This is a genomic window from Streptomyces sp. NPDC003248, from assembly GCF_055563235.1.
This window is the reverse complement of the sequence record NZ_JBVHDT010000009.1, coordinates 303,257-323,024: the sequence shown is the minus strand read 5'-3', so window position 1 is coordinate 323,024 and position 19,768 is coordinate 303,257. Positions and strand designations below refer to the sequence as shown.

The following is a 19,768-nucleotide window of genomic DNA, read 5'->3' as shown; positions in this document are numbered from 1 at the left end:
GCCACCCGCTACGACAAGACCGCCGAGTCCTACCAGGCAGCCGTCACCCTCGCATCGCTCCTGATGTGGGCGTGACATTCGAAGACAACTCCTAGGGCCTTTCGCAACGGGCCCTGGGCCGACAGGACCCGGCGGCGTACGGCAGGAGGACCGATCACACGGAAGAGGGGGAGCGCGGGCGTTCCGGTCACCTGATGGGGTGAAGAGCGGGGGGAACGAGAGTCGGCGGTCTTCCCGTTCTGTCCATCCTTGGGCATGCAGTCAAGCAACGGCCGTGCCCGTGGCACCGGGGACGGTCCCGAAAGATCGGGCGATCATGAACAGGACCACGGACCGGTGTTCGCCCGGACCGCCGGAGACGTGCGGTACGAGGATCCGTGGTACGACGCGCTCGCCTCGGGCTGGGGCGAGTCGGACGCCCTGAGCAGGCCCGTCAGCGAGGTTTCGCCGGCACGGCGGCAGCAGGCGGACGCCACCGCGGCGGCTGCCCAAATCTACCTGGAGGTGCAGCGCAGCGCGGCCTTCCAGGAGGTGCGCAGCCGGTACCGGCGGTTCGTGGTTCCGGCGACCGTCGGTTTCCTCCTCTGGTACGTGGGGTACGTCGTGGCCGCGACGACCGCCCCCTCACTGATGGCACGGCCCGTCGCCGGGGCGGTGAACGTGGCGCTGCTCGCGGGCCTCGGGCAGTTCCTCAGCACCTTCCTGCTCACCTGGGCCTACGCCCGGCACGCACGCCTGCGCAGGGACCGCGCGGCGCTGGAGGTGCGCTGGGAGACACAGGAGCTGACACGCGAGGCGGGGGGCGGTGCGTCATGACCGGCGACCACCAGACGCTGGGCCTGCTGCTGTTCGGCGCGTTCATCGCGGTCACGCTGGGCATCACGACGTGGGTGAGCCGGAAACGGCACGGTTCCGCGGAGGAGTTCTACGTCGGCGGGCGGCTGTTCTCCCCGATGGAAAATGGTTTTGCCATCGCGGGCGACTACATGTCGGCCGCCTCCTTCCTGGGCATCTCCGGACTCATCGCGCTCTTCGGCTACGACGGACTGCTGTACTCGGTGGGCTTCCTGGTGGCCTGGCTGGTGGTGCTGTTCCTCGTCGCCGAACTGGTGCGCAACTGCGGGAGGTTCACGCTCGCCGACGTGGTGGCCGCGCGGATGGCCGAGCGACCGGTGCGGATCGCGGCGGGAACCTCCTCGGTCACCGTGTCCGTTCTCTATCTGGTGGCGCAGATGGTGGGCGCGGGCAGTCTCGTCGCGCTGCTCCTCGGCGAGACCGGCGAGGCCGCCCAGGCCTGGACCGTCATCGGTGTCGGCGCCCTGATGGTGATCTACGTGTCGATGGGAGGGATGCGGGCCACCACATGGATCCAGATCGTCAAGGCGGTCCTGCTGCTCGGCGGCACCGTCGCCCTCACCGTGCTGGTCCTGGTCCGCTTCCACGGTGACGTCGACCGGCTGCTGCACACGGCGGCGGAACGCAGCGGCCACGGCGCCGCGTTCCTGGCTCCCGGGCTGAGGTACGGCGGGGACTGGACCGCGCGCCTGGACTTCATGAGCCTGGGCCTCGCGCTGGTGCTGGGCACGGCCGGGCTGCCGCACATCCTCTCCCGCTTCTACACCGTGCCGACCGCACGGTCCGCACGGCGCTCCGTCGTCTGGTCGATCGGGCTCATCGGCGGCTTCTACCTGATGACGATCGTCCTCGGGTTCGGGGCGGCGGCGATCGTCGGGCCCGACGCCGTCCGCGCGTCCAACGCGGCGGGGAACACGGCGGTGCCGCTGCTGGCGCTCGACCTGGGCGGCGGCGCCGGCTCCACGGGCGGCACGGTCCTGTTCGCCCTCGTGGCGGCCATCGCCTTCGCCACGATCCTCGCGGTGGTCGCCGGGATCACGCTCGCCTCCTCGGCGTCGGTGGCCCATGACCTCTACGCCTCCCTGCGGCGCAAGCGCGCCGAGCCGCGCAGCGAAGTGGCGGTGGCCCGGATCGCCGCCGTCGGGATCGGCGCCGTCGCCATCGGCCTCGGCCTGCTCGCCCGCGACCTGAACGTCGCCTTCCTGGTCGGGCTCGCCTTCGCGGTCGCCGCCTCCGCGAACCTCCCGGTCCTGCTCTACTCGCTGTTCTGGCGGGGCTTCACCACACGGGGCGCCGTGTGGGCGGTGTACGGCGGTCTCGTCCCGGCGCTGGGGCTGGTCCTGCTGTCGCCGGTGGTGTCGGGCGACCCCGCGTCGCTCTTCCCCGACCTCGACTTCCAGCTCTTCCCGCTCGACAACCCCGGCCTGGTCTCGATCCCGTCGGGCTTCCTCGCGGGCTGGCTCGGCACGGTCACCTCCACCGAGGCCGCCGACGAGGCCAAGCACGCGGAGACCGAGGTGCGGTCGCTGACCGGGGCGGGGGCTGTCTAGAGCGACGAGGGGCGGGCGCGCGCCGTCGAGCCGGGCCGTGCCCTCAGGTGCGGGTCGCCCACGCGTATCGGTGCTCCGGGCGGCCCGCGTCACCGTATTTCAGGGTCAGGCGGGCCCTGCCGGTGCGCTCCAGGAGCTTCAGATAGCGCTGGGCGGTCTGGCGGCTCACGCCGGTCCGGTCGGCGATCTCCTGGGCGGACAGCGGGCCCGGCGCGGTCATCAGGGACTGACGTACGAGTTCGGCGGTGGTGGGGGAGTGCCCTTTGGGCAGCTCCGGCTCCGACGGAGCGGACAGCGCGCCGAAGATCCGGTCGACGTCGGCCTGTTCGGCCTCGCCGCCGCCGTCGAGCGTACGGCGCAGCTGCGCGTACGCCTCCAGCTTGGCGCGCAGGCCCGCGAAGGCGAACGGCTTGACCAGGTACTGCAGGGCGCCCTGCCGCATCGCCGCCCGCACCGTGGAGACGTCCCGCGCGGCCGTCACCATGATCACGTCCGCGGGGTGGCCACGGCGGCGCATCTCCTGGACGACCTCCAGACCCGTCCCGTCGGGGAGGTAGTGGTCCAGCAGGACCAGATCCGGACAGGGCGACGACTCCAGCCGGCGCAGCGCCTCGTCGGCGCCGTGTGCCACGCCCGCGACGCGGAAGCCCGGCACCTTCTCGACGTACGCGGCGTTCACCCGGGCGACCCTCGTGTCGTCGTCCACGACCAGGACCTCGATCATCGCGGCTCCTCTCCGTCCGTGCTCCGCGCGCTGCCGGCCGGGACGGTCTCCAGGCCGGACCCGGTCAGTGCCTCGGGCAGGACCACGGTGAACTCGGCCCCGCCGCCGCGCGCCGGACCGACCCGGGCGCTGCCGCCCTGCCGCTCGGCGAGCCGGCGCACCAGGGAGAGACCGATACCGCGCCCGCCGTGCGCCGGCGGCTCCTTCGTGGACCAGCCCTCGGTGAAGACCGACTCGCGGTGCTCGGCCGGGACGCCGGGCCCCGTGTCGCGGACCCGCAGGACGGCGGTGCCGCCCTCGGCGCGCAGTTCGACCTCCACGCGCGCGTGCGGCGTGCCCGCGACGGCGTCGAGGGCGTTGTCCACCAGGTTGCCGACGACCGTGACCAGCCCGCGCGGATCGACCAGCCGGTCGGGGAGCCGGGTGCCGTCGGTGATCCGCAGAGCGACACCGCGCTCGGCCGCGACCGTCGCCTTGCCGACGAGCAGGGCCGCCAGCAGCGGGTCCGCGATCTTCTCGGTCACCTGTTCCGCGGTCGCCCGGTGGTCGCCGACGACCTCGCCCACGAACTCCACGGCGTCGTCGTACATCTCCAGTTCGAGCAGGCCCAGCACGGTGTGCATGCGGTTGGCGTGCTCGTGGTCCTGGGCGCGCAGGGCGTCGATCAGACCGCGGGTGGAGTCGAGCTCGCGGCCCAGCTGTTCGAGCTCGGTGCGGTCGCGCAGGGTCGCCACGGCGCCCCCGTCGCCGGTGGGCATCCGGTTGGCGACCAGGACGCGCTGTCCGCGCACGGTGAGCAGGTCCCTGCCGGTCACCCGGCCGGCCAGGACGTCGGCGGTACGGCCCTCGCCGAGCGCCGCGTCGGGCGAGCGCCCCACCGTCTCGTCCCCGATGCCCAGCAAACGCTGCGCCTCGTCGTTGAGCAGCCGGATGCGCCCCGCGCGGTCGAGGGCCACCACGCCCTCCCGGATGCCGTGCAGCATGGCCTCGCGCTCCGCGAGCAGCGCCGAGATGTCGGAGAAGGCCAGGTCGCGGGTCTGCCGCTGGACCCGTCGCGAGATCAGCCAGGCGGCCAGGGCGCCCACGGCGAGCGCGCCGCCGGCGTACGCGAACAGCCCCGGGATCGCGTGGACGAGCCGGGCGCGCACACTGTCGTACTCGATGCCGACCGAGACCGCCCCGACGATCCCGCCCGCGCTGTCGCGCAGGGGCACCTTGCCGCGGGCGGAGCGGCCCAGGGTGCCGTCGTCGATCTCCATGACGTCCCGGCCGGCCAGCGCCTGGCTGGGGTCGGTGGAGACGTGGCCGCCGACCGCTTCGGGGTCGGTGTGGGACCAGCGCGTGCCGTGGACGTCCATCACCACGACGTACTCGGCGCCGCTGGCCCGGCGGATCCGCTCCGCCTCGCGCTGCACCGGCCCGTCCGCGGAGGGCGGGGTGTCGCGCAGGTCCTCGGCGATCTGCGGCACCGCCGCGGTGGTCTGGGCGATGGCGAGCGCGCGGCGCATCGCCTGGTCGTCCAGCTGGTCGCCGAGCGGGGCGAGGAACAGCCCCGTCGCGAGCACCACGACTCCGGCGGCGATCGCCAGCTGCATGAGCAGCACCTGCGAGAACACGCGCCGGGGCATCCCGAGGCGCAGGCGTCGGACGGGGGGAGTGGGGCTCATGCCCCGACGGTACGTGGACGGTCCGGTCGAGCCGTAGGGGTGTGTGGCGGGGATCTCCTGATCGGCTCGAGCGGGTTCCCGCGAGCCGCTTCACCCGAGCGGAGGTGCCGACGCGGGCGCCGGCAGCGGACACCACGGTCCTCCGCCGCCCGCTCCGCGTCCCGCTCGAAGCCCCGTCAGCCGCTCAGTCCGCCGGCGCCGGGGCCTGCTCGCGTATCGCGGTCGCGTCCATCGGCGTGGGTGGTCCAGGGAGCGACGTTCCGCAGCTCAGTCTGCTGACGCCGGGGCCGTTCGCGTATCGCGGTCGCGTCCGTCCGCGCGGGTTGGTCCGGGGGCCGATGTCCCGCAGCTCAGTCCGCCGGTGCCGGGGCCGTTCGCGTATCGCGGTCGCGTCCGTCCGCGCAGGTGGCCCGGGTACCGACGTCCCGCAGTTCAGCCCGCCGGTGCCGGGGCCTGCTCGCGTGCCGCGACCACGTCCGTCCGCGCAGGTGGCCCGGGTACCGACGTCCCGCAGTTCAGCCCGCCAGTGCCGGGGCCCGTTCGCGTATCGCGACCACGTCCATCCGCGCCGGTGATCCGAGGACCGACGCCCCGCAGCTCTCCGGGCGGGGCGGCAGCGAGGCGCCCTGCGCCACGACCACGCTCCAGTGCCGTCCGTCGCTGTGCTCGACGGTGACCTCCCAGCGCGGCGCACGGCCCTGCGTCCGGACGACACGGAGTGCCTCCGCGGCGTACTCGCCGGTCGCTGCGCGCACGGCCAGTTCGGCTGCCTGGCCGGGCCGCTCCCAGGCGGAGCCGCCCCGGCAGCCCTCCAGCACGATCCGCCCCTCCCGGACGCCGCGCAGCGCCTCCTTGACGGTGTGTGCCTCGGCCCGGCCGTAGGCGTAGCCGTACGGCAGGACGAGCACGGTCGGGGAGAAACGGTGACCGCCGAGGTGGGTGACCTCCCAGACGCCGTTCGCGCCCGAGGCGGTGAGTTCGGCCGCGAGGGGGCGGCCCAGCAGCGCGCAGCAGCGGTCGCGCTTTCCGTTGGTGCAGACGAGGGCGAGCGGATCGCCGGTGTGGGGGCGGGCCCGGAGCGCGGTGTCGAAACCGTGGTGGTCGCCCCTGCCGAGCGCGGCGAAGTCGATGTCCAGCAGTCGGCTCGGGTCGTCCGCCACGGCTGAGTGCAGCCAGACCCGTCCCGGCACCGTGTGGGCCGCGTACACACGGCGCAGCAACGGCGCGCCGGGGTCCGAGTGGCGTCCGGGGCGCCGGATGAGGGCCACGCGGACGCCGGTGCCCCGGGCGGCCGCTTCCAGGGCGCGGCCGACCGCGGGATCGAGGTGGCTCGCGACCAGCGCGTTGGCCCCCCAGGGGCCGGGCTGTTCCAGCAGGAGCCAGGTACTCGCCGTGGGCGCGGTTCCGGACATGGGCTCGTCGAGATTCCGCGAGTCGGCCGTGCAGGTACTCACGAAGGTGAGCCTAACCTGACTTGACAGGGTGTCGCGCGCGGGGCACGCGGATGTCCCCTCTCCGGCCCACTCCCCGGCCCACTCCCCGGCCCGCGCGCGGAACCGCGCCGGAACGCCGACGCTTCATCGTGCTTGCCCGTCGTGCCTGGTGAGGGAGGTCAGGGGGCCGGAGGTGGCTGTGCGGGCCGCGCCGCCCGGCCCGGGTGACGCACGGCCCGACAGCGCCTCGCCCGGCGTCTGCCCGGGGGGTGCCGCCGTCGGTCACTTCGCGGTGATCTTTCCTGCTCGTATCCTGGGTCCGCATGCCCGTCCTCGACCGTGCGCCGGGCTGCGAGCCGGTGCACGGGCAGGTCACAGAGAGGTCGCACGGTGACACAGAGCCGCAGCCCGCATCAGATCCCGGTCGTCGTCCTCGCCGGATTCCTCGGCTCCGGCAAGACGACCCTGCTCAACCACCTGCTCCACCGCAGCGGCGGCAGCCGGATCGGCGCGATCGTCAACGACTTCGGCGCCATCGAGATCGACGCCCTGGCCGTGGCCGGCGCGCTCGGCGACTCCACCGTCTCCCTCGGCAACGGCTGCCTGTGCTGCGCCGTCGACGGCGGTGAGCTGGACGTCTACCTCGAACGGCTGGCCCGCCCCGCTGTCGGCGTCGACGTCATCGTGATCGAGGCCAGCGGGCTCGCCGAGCCCCAGGAACTCGTCCGGATGGTGCTGGCCAGCGAACAGCCGGGGATCGTGTACGGCGGGCTCGTCGAGGTCATCGACGGTGCCGAGTTCGACGCGACCCGTTCCCGGCACCCCGAGATCGACCGGCATCTCGCCCTCGCCGACCTCGTCGTCGTGAACAAAATCGACCGGGCGCCCGACGCCGACCGGGTCCTCGGCCTCGTCCGCTCGCTCACCGACCATGCCGCCGTCGTCCCCGCCACCTACGGCCGGGTCGACCCGGAGTTCCTCTTCGACTGCCGGCCGAGCGAGGAGCGCGTCGGACAGCTCTCCTTCGACGATCTGCACCTCCAGGACGACCCGGGGCGCGAGGACCACGACGACCACCTGCACACCGCGTACGACAGCCTGTCCTTCGCCTCCGCGGTCCCCCTCGACCCGCGCCGGCTGATGTCGTTCCTGGACAGCCGCCCCGAGGGCTTGTACCGGATCAAGGGGTACGTCGACTTCGGCCCGCACGACCCCGGCAACCGGTACGCCGTCCACGCCGTCGGCCCCTTCCTGCGCTTCTACCCCGAGCCCTGGGGAGCCGGGGAGGAGCGCCTCACCCAGCTCGTCCTCATCGGCTCCGGCATCGACGCGGACGCCCTCGGCAAGGAACTGGAGGCCTGCGCGAGCGACGCCCCGCACGCCGACGAGCACGGCATGTGGGGCGTCCTGCGCTACGTACAGGACCCGGAGGACCCTGCGGGGCCCGGAGATTCCCGGGGCCCCGATGACCCCGAGGCCTACGAGGCCTACGAGGCCTCCGAGGACCGGGACGGCCTCGAAGACCCTCACTGCCTCGACGACCCCGGCGCCCCTGATGATCTGGAGGACCTGGACCTCGAGGGTCTGGACGGCCTTCGAGGACCTTGAGGACCTTGAGGGGCTCCCAGGAGGAGCCCCTCCACGGAGCCCTAGACCGGCCCCGCCACCACCGACACCGTCTTCGCCAGCGACACGCCCGAGCCGTCGCGGCGCGGGTCGATCTCCGGGAGCTCGGCGGGAGTGCCGTTCTTCTGCGCGGCTCGCGCCGGGGCGGCACCCGCCCAGGCCAGGGCCAGGCAGTCCTCGCCCTTGAGGAACCGGTGGCAGCGCACACCGCCCGTGGCGCGGCCCTTGCGCGGGTACTGGTCGAGCGGCGTCAGCTTGGCGGTCGTCTGGACGGAGTCGTCCAGGGTGCCGCGCGAGCCCGCGACGGAGAAGACCACCGCGTCCGCCGCCGGGTCCACCGCCGTGAACGAGATCACCTTGGCGCCGTCGGTGAGCTTGATGCCCGCCATGCCGCCGGCCGGGCGGCCCTGCGGGCGCACCTGCGAGGCCTGGTAGCGCAGCAACTGGGCGTCGTCGGTGATGAAGACCAGGTCTTCCTCACCCGTGCGCAGCTCGATCGCGCCGACGATCCGGTCGCCCTCCTTGAGGGTGATGACCTCCAACTCGTCCTTGTTGGACGGGTAGTCGGGCACCACACGCTTGACGACCCCCTGCTCCGTGCCGATCGCGAGCCCCGGGGACGACTCGTCGAGGGTGGTCAGGCAGACCACCGTCTCGTCGCCCTCCAGGGAGACGAACTCCGCCAGCGGGGCACCGCCCGAGAGGTTCGGCGCCGACGCCGTGTCCGGGAGCTGCGGCAGGTCGACGACGTTGATCCGCAGCAGCCGGCCCGCCGAGGTGACCGCGCCGATCTCCCCGCGGGCGGTGGCCGGCACCGCGGAGACGATCACGTCGTGCTTGGTGCGCCTGCCGTCCGCGTCCTCGGCGAAGGGCTCGGCGTTCGCCGTGCGGGCCAGCAGTTCCGTCGAGGAGAGCAGCACCCGGCACGGGTCGTCGGCGACCTGGAGCGGTACGGCGGCGGCCGTGGTGCCTGCCGACTCCAGCAGGACCGTACGGCGCTCGCTGCCGAACTTCTTGGCCACCGCGGCCAGTTCGCCCGAGACCAGCTTGCGCAGCTCCGCGTCGGACTCCAGGATCCGGGTCAGCTCGGCGATCTCCTCGTTGAGCTTCTCCTTCTCCGCCTCCAGCTCGATGCGGTCGTACTTGGTCAGCCGGCGCAGCGGGGTGTCCAGGATGTACTGGGTCTGGATCTCCGACAGGGAGAAGCGCTCGATCAGCCGCTCCTTGGCCTGCGCGCTGTTCTCGCTGGAGCGGATGAGGCGGATCACCTCGTCGATGTCGACGAGCGCCGTGAGCAGGCCCTCCACCAGGTGGAGGCGGTCGCGACGCTTGCTCCGGCGGAACTCGCTGCGGCGCCGGACGACCTCGAAGCGGTGGTCGAGGTAGACCTCGAGCAGCTCCTTCAGGCCCAGCGTCAGCGGCTGGCCGTCCACCAGCGCCACGTTGTTGATGCCGAAGGACTCCTCCATCGGCGTCAGCTTGTAGAGCTGCTCCAGCACCGCCTCCGGCACGAAGCCGTTCTTGATCTCGATGACCAGGCGCAGGCCGTGCTCGCGGTCGGTGAGGTCCTTGACGTCGGCGATGCCCTGGATCTTCTTCGAGCCGACCAGATCCTTGATCTTGGCGATGACCTTCTCGGGGCCGACCGCGAAGGGCAGCTCCGTGACGACCAGCCCCTTGCGGCGGGCGGTCACGGTCTCCACCGACACGGTGGCGCGGATCTTGAAGGTGCCGCGGCCCGTCTCGTACGCGTCCCTGATGCCGGAGAGGCCGACGATACGGCCGCCGGTGGGCAGGTCGGGACCGGGGACGTGCCGCATCAGGGCGTCCAGGTCCGCGTTCGGGTAGCGGATCAGGTGGCGGGCGGCGGCGACGACCTCGCCCAGGTTGTGCGGCGGCATGTTGGTGGCCATGCCGACCGCGATGCCGGAGGAGCCGTTGACCAGGAGGTTCGGGAAGGCGGCGGGCAGCGCCACCGGCTCCTGCTCCTGGCCGTCGTAGTTGGGCGTGAAGTCGACCGTGTCCTCGTCGATCGACTCCGTCATCAGGCTCGTCGCCGTGGTCTGACGGCACTCGGTGTACCGCATGGCGGCCGGCGGGTCGTCGTTGCCCAGCGAGCCGAAGTTGCCGTGGCCGTCGACCAGGGGCACGCGCATGGAGAAGGGCTGGGCCATGCGCACCAGGGCGTCGTAGATCGACGCGTCGCCGTGCGGGTGCAGCTTGCCCATCACCTCGCCGACGACACGGGCGCACTTGACGTAGCCGCGCTCGGGGCGCAGGCCCATCTCGTTCATCTGGTAGACGATGCGGCGGTGCACCGGCTTGAGACCGTCGCGTGCGTCCGGCAGGGCGCGGGAGTAGATGACCGAGTACGCGTACTCGAGGAAGGAGCCCTGCATCTCGTCCACGACGTCGATGTCGAGGATCTTCTCCTCGTACGAGTCGTCGGGCGGCGGGGTCTTCGTGCTGCGGCGGGCCATCGCTGCCGGCTCCTCCTGTTTCCTGGGCGCTCGCCTACGGGACGCTCGCGGCCCTTCGGCTCACTCTTGCTGAAGCGTGTGACGAGATCTGATGCGGACCATTGTGGACCGTGGCACTGACAGCGCGGGCCGGGGCCCGGGCGTCGGCGCCCGGCCCGGCCGGAGGGGTGTCTCCCGCACGGCTGCCCGCAGGCTACGCGATCTCGCTCTGGGCGTACGTCGTCCGGGAACTTCGCCGACGCTCCGCGCGCTTGCATACAGTGGCAGGACCGGCAGGAAAAGCGCGGTTTCGACGACCGCGTCCGCGATCGGAAGGGACGTACATGCCCATGGGTCACACGGCCACAGCCCAGGCAGGCTCCGGGGGCCTGACAGCGACCGAGCACCGCCTGGCCAACGGCCTGCGCGTGGTGCTCTCAGAGGACCACCTGACCCCTGTCGCGGCGGTGTGCCTCTGGTACGACGTCGGTTCGCGCCACGAAGTCAAGGGGCGTACCGGTCTTGCTCACCTTTTCGAGCACCTGATGTTCCAGGGCTCCGCCCAGGTCAAGGGCAACGGCCACTTCGAGCTGGTCCAGGGTGCGGGCGGCTCGCTCAACGGCACCACGAGCTTCGAGCGCACCAACTACTTCGAGACCATGCCCGCCCACCAGCTGGAGCTCGCGCTCTGGCTGGAGGCCGACCGCATGGGCTCCCTGCTGACCGCCCTGGACGACGAGTCCATGGAGAACCAGCGGGACGTGGTCAAGAACGAGCGCCGCCAGCGCTACGACAACGTCCCCTACGGCACGGCCTTCGAGAAGCTGACCGCCCTCGCCTACCCGGACGGCCACCCCTACCACCACACCCCGATCGGCTCGATGGCCGACCTGGACGCGGCGACGCTGGAGGACGCGCGCGCGTTCTTCCGCACCTACTACGCGCCCAACAACGCCGTCCTGTCGGTCGTCGGCGACATCGACCCGGAGCGGACGCTCGCCTGGATCGAGAAGTACTTCGGCTCCATCCCCGCCCACGACGGCAAGCCCGCACCCCGTGACGGCTCCCTGCCCGACACCATCGGCGAGCAGCTGCGCGAGGTCGTCGAGGAGGAGGTCCCGGCCCGCGCCCTGATGGCCGCCTACCGTGTGCCGCACGACGGCACGCGCGCGTGCGACGCCGTCGACCTGGCGCTCACCGTCCTCGGCGGCGGCGAGTCCTCCCGCCTCTACAACCGCCTCGTCCGCCGCGACCGTACGGCGGTGGCGGCCGGCTTCGGCCTGCTGCGGCTCGCCGGCGCGCCCTCCCTGGCCTGGCTGGACGTGAAGACCTCCGGCGACGTGGAGGTGCCCGTCATCGAGGCCGCCATCGACGAGGAGCTCGCCCGGTTCGCCGAGGAGGGCCCCACGCCGGAGGAGATGGAGCGGGCCCAGGCCCAGCTGGAGCGCGAGTGGCTGGACCGTCTCGGCACGGTCGCCGGCCGCGCCGACGAACTGTGCCGGTTCGCCGTGCTCTTCGGTGATCCGCAGCTCGCCCTGACCGCCGTCCAGCGCGTGCTGGACGTCACGGCGGAGGAGGTGCGGGAGGTCGCCGAGGCCCGCCTGCGCCCCGACAACCGGGCCGTGCTGGTCTACGAGCCCGTCGAGGGCGCTGAAGAAGGCGCCGAGGGCGCCGAGGGCAACGACACTGCCGACGACACCGCCGACGCGGACGAGAACGAGGAGGCGGCCAAGTGACCGAGCTCGCCACGATGGACTTCCACCCCCAGCCGCAGGCGGGCGACGCCAGGCCGTGGGCGTTCCCGGCCCCCGCGCGCGGGGCGCTCGACAACGGCCTGACCGTCCTGCACTGCCACCGCCCGGGGCAGCAGGTGGTCGCCGTCGAGATCATCCTCGACGCGCCCCTGGACGCCGAGCCGGCCGGTCTCGACGGTGTCGCCACGATCATGGCGCGGGCCTTCTCGGAGGGCACCGACAAGCACTCCGCCGAGGAGTTCGCCGCCGAGCTGGAGCGCTGCGGCGCCACCCTCGACGCGCACGCCGACCACCCCGGCGTCCGGCTGAGCCTGGAGGTCCCGGCCTCCCGCCTGGCCAAGGCCCTCGGCCTGATCGCCGACGCCCTGCGGGCGCCCGCGTTCGCCGACAGCGAGGTCGAGCGTCTGGTGCGCAACCGCCTCGACGAGATCCCGCACGAGCTGGCCAACCCCTCCCGGCGCGCCGCCAAGGAGCTCTCCAAGGAGCTCTTCCCGGCCGCCACGCGCATGTCGCGGCCGCGCCAGGGCACCGCCGACACGGTCGAGAAGATCGACTCCGGGGCCGTCCGGTCCTTCTACGAGAAGCACGTCCGCCCCGCCACGGCCACCGCGGTGGTCGTCGGCGATCTGACGGGCATCGACCTCGACGCGCTCCTCGGGGACACCCTGGGCGCCTGGACGGGCTCCTCGGCCCAGCCGCGGCCGGTGCCGCCGGTGACCGCCGACGACACCGGCCGGGTCGTCATCGTGGACCGCCCCGGCGCCGTCCAGACGCAGCTGCTGATCGGCCGCGTCGGTCCCGACCGGCACGCGCGCGTGTGGCCCGCGCAGGTGCTCGGCACGTACTGCCTCGGCGGCACCCTCACCTCCCGTCTGGACCGCGTCCTGCGCGAGGAGAAGGGCTACACCTACGGCGTGCGCTCCTTCGGCCAGGTGCTGCGCTCCGCGCCGGACGGCACGGGCGCCGCGATGCTCGCCATCAGCGGCTCCGTGGACACCCCCAACACGGGCCCCGCGCTGGAGGACCTCTGGAAGGTGCTGCGCACCCTCGCCGCCGAGGGGCTCACCGACGCCGAGCGGGACGTCGCCGTGCAGAACCTGGTCGGTGTCGCGCCGCTGAAGTACGAGACCGCCGCGGCCGTGGCCGGCACCCTGGCCGACCAGGTCGAGCAGCACCTGCCCGACGACTACCAGGCGACGCTGTATCAGCAGCTCGCCGCGACCGGCACCGTGGAGGCCACCGCGGCGGTCGTCAGCGCCTTCCCGGTGGACCGCCTGGTGACCGTGCTCGTCGGTGACGCCGGCCGGATCAAGGACGCGGTCGAGGCCCTGGGCATCGGTGAGGTGAAGGTCGTTCCGGCCGAGTAGCGGCGGGGGTCCTCCCCACGGCGAGGCGCGCGCCCCGAGGTGACAGGGGTGCGCGCGGGGCCCTGGCGACCGGCCGGTCGCCAGGGCCCTTCGATGTCCGAAAGGGATGTCCGAATTGAGGGAGAGGCTGCCTGTCTGCCCTGTGGCATGCGCTACAAAAACCGGGGGGCGTTTGGGGATTGATCGCGGGCGCGTCTAGGTTCGTCCGGGCTGTTCGTCGGGCAGTGCGCCGCATCCGCGGCACCGGACAGCCATCGCCGAGTCCCCGTACGGCGCGAGCCAGGGGAGCCGGGGACCCAACGATGAAGTCCCTGGGGTGAATCGGACGCCCGCGCGTGTCGCGAGGGGGTCCGTAGGAGACCTTCCTGCTCCGAACCCGTCAGCTAACCCGGTAGGCGAGAGGGAAGGAAAGGACCGCTCAACTTCATGGCGTTCACCTGCGCCACCGGGAAGCACCGTCGTCCCGGCCGGATGAAGCGCACCTCCGCCCGCGCGGCGGGCATCGCGGCGCTCACCACCACCGGCGTCATCGGCACCGCCGCCTCCGGTCCCGCCCTCGCCGCGGAGCCCTCCGCCGAGCAGACCGGGCTCATCCCCGTCGTCGCCATCGGTGACACGGTCGCCGAGCGGATCGACGAGCAGGCCACCGCGCAGAAGCAGGCCGCGCAGGCGGAGGCCGCGCGCAAGGAGGCCGCCGCCGAGGCCGCCGAGAGGGTCAAGGAGGAGCGCGAGGCACGTGCCCGCGCCGCCCGTGAGGCCGAGCGCAAGCGCCTCAACGCCTTCGTGGCGCCGATCACCGGCTCCTACGTCTCCACCGCCTACCGGGCGAGCAGCTCCCTGTGGTCGTCCGGGAGCCACACCGGCATCGACTTCCACGCCTCGACCGGCACGGCCGTGCACGCGGTCGGGGCCGGCACCGTCGTCGAGGCCGGCTGGGGCGGTGCCTACGGCAACCAGGTCGTGCTCCGGATGAGCGACGGCACGTACACCCAGTACGGTCACCTGTCGTCGATCAGCGTCTCGGTGGGCCAGAAGGTCACCGCCGGCCAGCGGATAGCCCTCTCCGGCGCGACCGGCAACGTCACCGGCCCGCACCTGCACTTCGAGGCCCGCACGAGCGCCGAGTACGGCTCGGACATCGACCCGGTCGCCTACCTCCGCAAGCACGGCGTGAGCCTCTGACGACGTCCGGGCCGACCCCTGATCGACGTCCGGGGTGCCCTCTGAACGACGTCCGGGGCGACCCTTGATCGACGTCCGGGGTGCCCTCTGAACGACGTCCGGGGCGCCCCCTGAACCACGTCCGGGGCCCAGCCTCCGGCGACACCCCGGTGACGCATGCGAACCGCCGGCACCACCCGGCGACGCGTCCCCGTCTGTGACGGCACCCGGCGACACATCCTCCCGCCCCGGCCCCCGCGGCCGGGGCTTTCGCCGTTTTTCTGCGCCTCGCTGTCCAAAAAATATCCCTGGATTCCGGCCCGCCGTCGGAATGTGCGGTTCACTGCAATAGAGTCACTGAACACACGTCATTCGTCGACGTTTCACGGGGATTAAGGCGGAGGTCGGTCATGCGTATTCCGGCGCACTCGGTGTGCACGGCCATCCGGGACGACATCGTCGCGGGTGTCTACGAGCGCGGCAGCCGCCTCACCGAGGAACTCCTCGCCCGCCGCTACGGAGTCTCCCGCGTCCCCGTCCGGGAGGCGCTGCGCACGCTGGAGGCGGAGGGGTTCGTCGTCACGCGGCGGCACGCGGGCGCGTGCGTCGCCGAACCGACCGAGCAGGAGGCCGCCGACCTGCTGGAGATGCGCATGCTCCTGGAGCCGCTCGGCGCCTCCCGGGCCGCCCAGCGACGCACCGAGGCACACCTCAAGGTGCTGCGCGGCCTCGTCCGGCTGGGCCAGGAGCGCGCCAGGAGGGGCAGCAGCGAGGATCTGCGCTCCCTGGGCGGCTGGTTCCACGAGACGCTCGCCCAGGCCTCCGGCAGCCATGCCCTGACCTCGACGCTCACCCAGCTCCGGCACAAGATCGCCTGGATGTACGCGGTGGAGGCGCCGGCCAACCCGGTGGAGTCCTGGGCGGAGCACGGCGCGATCGTGGACGCGGTGGCGCGCGGGGACGGCGATCGCGCGCGGTCGCTCACGGCGCTCCACACCGAGCGCTCCTCCACCGCGCACCGGCTGCGCTTCGCGGGCGGAGAACGCCAGGACCGTGTGAGGACTTCGCAACACGTCGTAAACATGTCGGGCCCGCGTCATTAACACGAGAGCCGTATACAAAGAAGGGATATTCGGCGGAGGCGTATTTCCGCTGCCCATTTCCCGGCGCGCCCGGAATTTCCGACGGCGCGTCGTTCGTATGCTCGCACGCTGGGGTCGGCATGCTTCCGGCAATTTCCCCCGGCAGGCCTCCCCGAATCCCCGGGCAGCCCAAGCGGACCCGCGCAAGCCTCCGAATCCCCCGGCAGGCCCCCGCATTCCCGGTAGCCCTCCGCTTCCCCCGCCAGGTCTCCGAAAACGGCGGAGCCGCGCCGCCCGGCGAGGGCGGCGCGGCTGCGTGCGCGCGGCGAGCGGGGCTCAGACCGAGCGGGGCTCCGGCCGAGCGGGGCTCCGGCCGAGCGGGGCTCAGACGGTCTCGGGAAGCTCCTCGAGCCCCTCGGAGACCAGCTTGGCCAGCCGGTCGAGGGCGAGGTCCGCGCCCTCGGCCTCGGAGGCCAGGACGATCTCCTCGCCGCCCTGGGCGCCCAGGCCGAGGACGGCCAGCATGGAGGCCGCGTTGACGGGGTTGCCCCCCGCCTTGGCGATCGTCACCGGGACGCCTGCGGCCGTGGCGGCTCGGACGAAGATGGAGGCGGGGCGGGCGTGGAGGCCCTCGGCCCAGCCGACGTTGACGCGGCGCTCAGCCATGTGTTGCTGCCCTTCGGTGTTCAGGGTTGTCTAGACCAGTGTTCCACACGTGAAGCGGGCCCGGAACGGTGCTGTGTCCCGTGCCGACGTGGTCGCCGGGCCGCGGCCTCGGCCCGACGTTCCGTCCTCCACAGAGTGCCCCGCGCCGTTGTCGTACGCGAGCCGTACTCTGGGCCCCATGCAGAGCGCGCCGGACCGGCACGAGTACCCCGCCCACTGGGAAGCCGACGTGGTGCTGCGCGACGGCGGCACCGCGCGCGTCCGCCCCATCACCGTCGATGACGCCGAGCGCCTGGTCAGCTTCTACGAGCAGGTCTCGGACGAGTCGAAGTACTACCGCTTCTTCGCGCCCTACCCGCGTCTGTCCGCCAAGGACGTCCACCGCTTCACGCACCACGACTTCGTGGACCGGGTGGGACTCGCGGCCACGGTCGGCGGCGAGTTCATCGCCACCGTACGCTACGACCGCATCGGCGCGGACGGCATGCCCGCCTCCGCCCCGGCCGACGAGGCCGAGGTCGCCTTCCTCGTGCAGGACGCCCACCAGGGCCGGGGCGTGGCCTCCGCGCTCCTGGAGCACATCGGGGCCGTGGCGCGCGAGCGCGGCATCCGCCGGTTCGCCGCCGAGGTGCTCCCCGCCAACACCAAGATGATCAAGGTGTTCACGGACGCCGGGTACACCCAGAAGCGCAGCTTCGAGGACGGCGTCGTCCGCCTGGAGTTCGACCTCGAACCCACCGAGCGCTCCCTGGCCGTCCAGCGCGCGCGGGAGCAGCGCGCCGAGGCCCGCTCCGTACGCCGGCTGCTGGTGCCCGGCTCGGTCGCCGTCGTCGGCACCGGCCGCGCCCCCGGCGGCGTCGGCCGCAGCGTTCTCGGCAACCTGCGGCAGGCCGGCTTCACCGGCCGTCTGTACGCCGTGAACAGGGCGTTCCCCGAGGACCTGAAGGAGCTCGACGGGATACCCGCCCACCGCTCGGTGCGCGAGGTCGACGGCCCCGTGGACCTCGCGGTCGTCGCCGTCCCCGCCGAGCAGGTGCCCGAGGTCGTCGCCGAGTGCGGCGAACACGGCGTGCAGGGACTCGTCGTCCTCTCCGCCGGCTACGCCGAGAGCGGTCCCGACGGACGCGAGCGCCAGCGCCAACTGGTGCGGCACGCGCGCGCGTACGGCATGCGGATCATCGGCCCCAACGCCTTCGGCGTCATCAACACCTCACCCGAGGTGCGGCTCAACGCGTCGCTCGCCCCGGAGATGCCCCGCACCGGCCGCATCGGCCTGTTCGCCCAGTCCGGCGCCATCGGCATCGCCCTCCTCTCCCGTCTGCACCGCCGGGGCGGGGGCGTCACCGGCGTCACCGGCGTGTCCACGTTCGTCTCCTCCGGCAACCGCGCCGACGTCTCCGGCAACGACGTCCTCCAGTACTGGTACGACGACCCCGACACCGACGTCGCCCTCATGTACCTGGAGTCCATCGGCAACCCCCGCAAGTTCACCCGCCTGGCCCGGCGTACGGCGGCGGCGAAGCCGCTGGTGGTGGTGCAGGGCGCCGGATCCGCCCCCCAGGGGCACGCCGTACGCGCCACCCGGCTGCCGCACGCCACGGTGTCGGCGCTGCTGCGGCAGGCCGGCGTGATCCGCGTCGACACCATCACCGAACTGGTCGACGCCGGCCTGCTGCTCGCCCGCCAGCCGCTGCCGGGCGGCCCGCGGGTGGCCATCCTGGGCAACTCCGAGTCGCTCGGCCTGCTGACGTACGACGCGTGCCTCGCCGAGGGGCTGCGCCCGCTGCCGCCGCGGGACCTGACCACGGAGGCGTCGGCGGAGGACTTCCACACGGAGCTGACGCGCGCCCTGGCCGACGAGACCTGCGACGCGGTCGTGGTGACGGCCATCCCCGCGATCGGCGAGGCGTCGCCCCGTGACGCGGAGCTGGCGCAGGCGCTGCGCTCGGCGGCGGCCGCCGGCCCCGCCAAGCCGGTCCTCGTGGTGCACGTGGAGCTCGGCGGCCTCGCGGAGGCACTGTCGGCCGCCACGAGCACCGCCCCCCGCCCGCGGACCGCGACGCCCGCCCCGGTGACGGCGCGGCCGGGAACCCCGGACGCCGCCGTCCCGGTCCCCGCCCCTGTCACCGGGGTCCCTGTGACGGAGGCCCCTGTGACGGAGGCCTCTGCGACCGGGGCCCCTGCGACCGGGGCCCCTGTGACGGAGGCCTCTGCGACCGGGGCCCCTGTGACGGAGGCCTCTGCAAAGGAGGCCCCTGCGACCGAGGCCCCCGAGGACGCCCATCTCATCCCCGCCTACCCGGCCGCCGAACGCGCGGTCCGCGCCCTCGCCGAGGCCGTGAAGTACGCGCAGTGGCGCCGCGAGGCCGCCGACCCCGGCAAGGTGCCCGAGTACGACGACATCGACGAGAAGGGCGCCGCCGAGCTGATCGGCGGCCTCCTCGCCCGCGGGCAGGGCCTCACCCTCGGCACCGACGAGACCCGCGCGCTGCTGGGCCGGTACGGCATCGACGTACGCCGGGCGACCCCGGCCCCGACCCCGGACGAGGCCGCCCGGGCCGCCCGCGCCCTCGGCTACCCCGTCGCCCTCAAGGCCACCGCCCCCCACCTGCGCCACCGCGCCGACCTCGGAGGCGTCCGGCTCGACCTCGCGGACGAGGAGCAGCTGCGCCGGGCCTACGCCGAGCTGACCGGCCTCTTCGGCAGGCCGCAGGAGGTGCGTCCGGTCGTCCAGGCCATGGCCCCGCGCGGCGTCGACACCGTCGTCCGGGCCGTCATCGACCCGGCGGCCGGAGCCGTGCTCTCGTTCGGACTGGCCGGCGCCGCCTCCCAGCTGCTCGGCGACATGGCGCACCGCCTGGTCCCGGTCACCGACCGTGACGCGACCTCCCTGGTCCGCTCGATCCGGACGGCACCGCTCCTGTTCGGCTGGCGCGGCTCGGCCCCCGTCGACACACCCGCCCTCGAAGAGCTGCTGATCCGCGTCTCCCGGCTGGTCGACGACCACCCCGAGGTCGTCGCCGTCACGCTGGAACCGGTCGTCGTCGCCCCGCACGGCCTGAGCGTCCTCGGCGCCTCCGTCCGTCTCGCGCCCCCACCCGCCCGCGACGACCTCGGCCCGCGGACCCTCCCCGCGTACTGACGACCGCGAACGCTCCCCGGCGGCCCCGGGCGAAGCCCCGCCGCCGCGCGGTTCCCGGCGCCTTCGGGCGTCTCGCGTCGTTCTCGCGTCCGACGGCTCTCGGCGCCTCTGGTGTGCCCCACGCGCGCGTGCACCTGATGCCTCCGCCGTTCCCCCACGCGCGTGCACCTGGTGCCTCCGATCTTCCCCACGTGCCCGTGCTCCCGGTGCCACGAGGTCCCCGCGCCCCGCACGCCCCCGGGCGGGCGTGAGGTTCCCCGCGGTCGTGAGAGGTCCCTCGCA

General features: G+C 73.2%; 13 protein-coding genes and 1 riboswitch. Of the genes, 8 read left to right on the top strand and 5 right to left on the bottom strand.

Features of this window, described 5'->3' with window-relative positions; genetic code table 11:
• Nucleotides 1-255: 255 nt before the first annotated feature.
• Together ACZ3KJ_RS22755 and ACZ3KJ_RS22750 are read left to right on the top strand one after the other, a co-directional pair.
• Nucleotides 256-816, top strand: coding sequence for a DUF485 domain-containing protein (locus ACZ3KJ_RS22755; protein WP_467529453.1), 561 nt, complete (start codon nucleotides 256-258; stop codon nucleotides 814-816).
• A complete protein-coding gene (locus ACZ3KJ_RS22750; protein WP_467529452.1) occupies nucleotides 813-2,405 on the top strand; it encodes a solute symporter family protein in 1,593 nt (530 codons plus the stop codon). Before ACZ3KJ_RS22755 ends, ACZ3KJ_RS22750 begins: the two co-directional genes overlap by 4 nt.
• Nucleotides 2,406-2,448: 43 nt before the next feature.
• Here the strand turns inward: ACZ3KJ_RS22750 and ACZ3KJ_RS22745 are convergent, their stop codons facing one another.
• The 3 genes from ACZ3KJ_RS22745 to ACZ3KJ_RS22735 form a co-directional block, all read right to left on the bottom strand.
• Nucleotides 2,449-3,129, bottom strand: coding sequence for a response regulator (locus ACZ3KJ_RS22745; RefSeq protein ID WP_467529450.1), 681 nt, complete (start codon nucleotides 3,127-3,129; stop codon nucleotides 2,449-2,451).
• Entirely contained in the window at nucleotides 3,126-4,796 is a 1,671-nt protein-coding gene (locus tag ACZ3KJ_RS22740) for a sensor histidine kinase (RefSeq protein ID WP_467529449.1), read from the bottom strand. The genes ACZ3KJ_RS22745 and ACZ3KJ_RS22740 overlap by 4 nt, the downstream gene beginning before the upstream one ends.
• A gap of 515 nt (nucleotides 4,797-5,311) precedes the next feature.
• Nucleotides 5,312-6,250 carry a sucrase ferredoxin gene (locus ACZ3KJ_RS22735; RefSeq protein ID WP_467529447.1) on the bottom strand — a complete coding sequence of 313 codons (939 nt, stop codon included), beginning with the start codon at nucleotides 6,248-6,250 and terminating at the stop codon, nucleotides 5,312-5,314.
• 369 nt (nucleotides 6,251-6,619) lie between these two features.
• Between ACZ3KJ_RS22735 and ACZ3KJ_RS22730 the strand changes: the two genes are divergently transcribed.
• Nucleotides 6,620-7,837, top strand: a complete 1,218-nt coding sequence (locus ACZ3KJ_RS22730) for a CobW family GTP-binding protein (RefSeq protein ID WP_467529445.1) — start codon at nucleotides 6,620-6,622, stop codon at nucleotides 7,835-7,837.
• Between the two features lie 41 nt (nucleotides 7,838-7,878).
• Here the strand turns inward: ACZ3KJ_RS22730 and ACZ3KJ_RS22725 are convergent, their stop codons facing one another.
• Complete coding sequence (locus ACZ3KJ_RS22725) at nucleotides 7,879-10,335, bottom strand: DNA gyrase/topoisomerase IV subunit A (protein WP_467529444.1); 2,457 nt, start codon at nucleotides 10,333-10,335, stop codon at nucleotides 7,879-7,881.
• 323 nt (nucleotides 10,336-10,658) lie between these two features.
• Here ACZ3KJ_RS22725 and ACZ3KJ_RS22720 point away from each other — a divergent pair, with 323 nt between their 5' ends.
• The 4 genes from ACZ3KJ_RS22720 (at nucleotide 10,659) to ACZ3KJ_RS22705 (ending at nucleotide 15,699) form a co-directional block, all read left to right on the top strand.
• Complete coding sequence (locus ACZ3KJ_RS22720) at nucleotides 10,659-12,050, top strand: M16 family metallopeptidase (protein WP_467529443.1); 1,392 nt, start codon at nucleotides 10,659-10,661, stop codon at nucleotides 12,048-12,050.
• Nucleotides 12,047-13,435 (top strand): M16 family metallopeptidase, encoded by a 1,389-nt coding sequence (locus ACZ3KJ_RS22715; protein ID WP_467529441.1) that lies wholly within the window; start codon nucleotides 12,047-12,049, stop codon nucleotides 13,433-13,435. Before ACZ3KJ_RS22720 ends, ACZ3KJ_RS22715 begins: the two co-directional genes overlap by 4 nt.
• A 245-nt stretch (nucleotides 13,436-13,680) precedes the next feature.
• Nucleotides 13,681-13,848, top strand: a riboswitch (cyclic di-AMP (ydaO/yuaA leader).
• A gap of 13 nt (nucleotides 13,849-13,861) precedes the next feature.
• A complete protein-coding gene (locus ACZ3KJ_RS22710) occupies nucleotides 13,862-14,617 on the top strand; it encodes a M23 family metallopeptidase (RefSeq protein ID WP_467529439.1) in 756 nt (251 codons plus the stop codon).
• Between the two features lie 389 nt (nucleotides 14,618-15,006).
• The gene (locus tag ACZ3KJ_RS22705; RefSeq protein ID WP_467529438.1) at nucleotides 15,007-15,699 is read left to right on the top strand and encodes a GntR family transcriptional regulator; all 693 of its coding nucleotides are present in this window, start codon (nucleotides 15,007-15,009) and stop codon (nucleotides 15,697-15,699) included.
• Between the two features lie 363 nt (nucleotides 15,700-16,062).
• On the opposite strand, the gene ACZ3KJ_RS22700 is transcribed toward ACZ3KJ_RS22705, so the two are convergent.
• A complete protein-coding gene (locus ACZ3KJ_RS22700) occupies nucleotides 16,063-16,344 on the bottom strand; it encodes an HPr family phosphocarrier protein (RefSeq protein WP_385064723.1) in 282 nt (93 codons plus the stop codon).
• Nucleotides 16,345-16,522: 178 nt separating this feature from the next.
• Between ACZ3KJ_RS22700 and ACZ3KJ_RS22695 the strand changes: the two genes are divergently transcribed.
• Nucleotides 16,523-19,486 carry a bifunctional acetate--CoA ligase family protein/GNAT family N-acetyltransferase gene (locus ACZ3KJ_RS22695; protein WP_467529436.1) on the top strand — a complete coding sequence of 988 codons (2,964 nt, stop codon included), beginning with the start codon at nucleotides 16,523-16,525 and terminating at the stop codon, nucleotides 19,484-19,486.
• The last annotated feature ends 282 nt before the right edge of the window (nucleotides 19,487-19,768 follow it).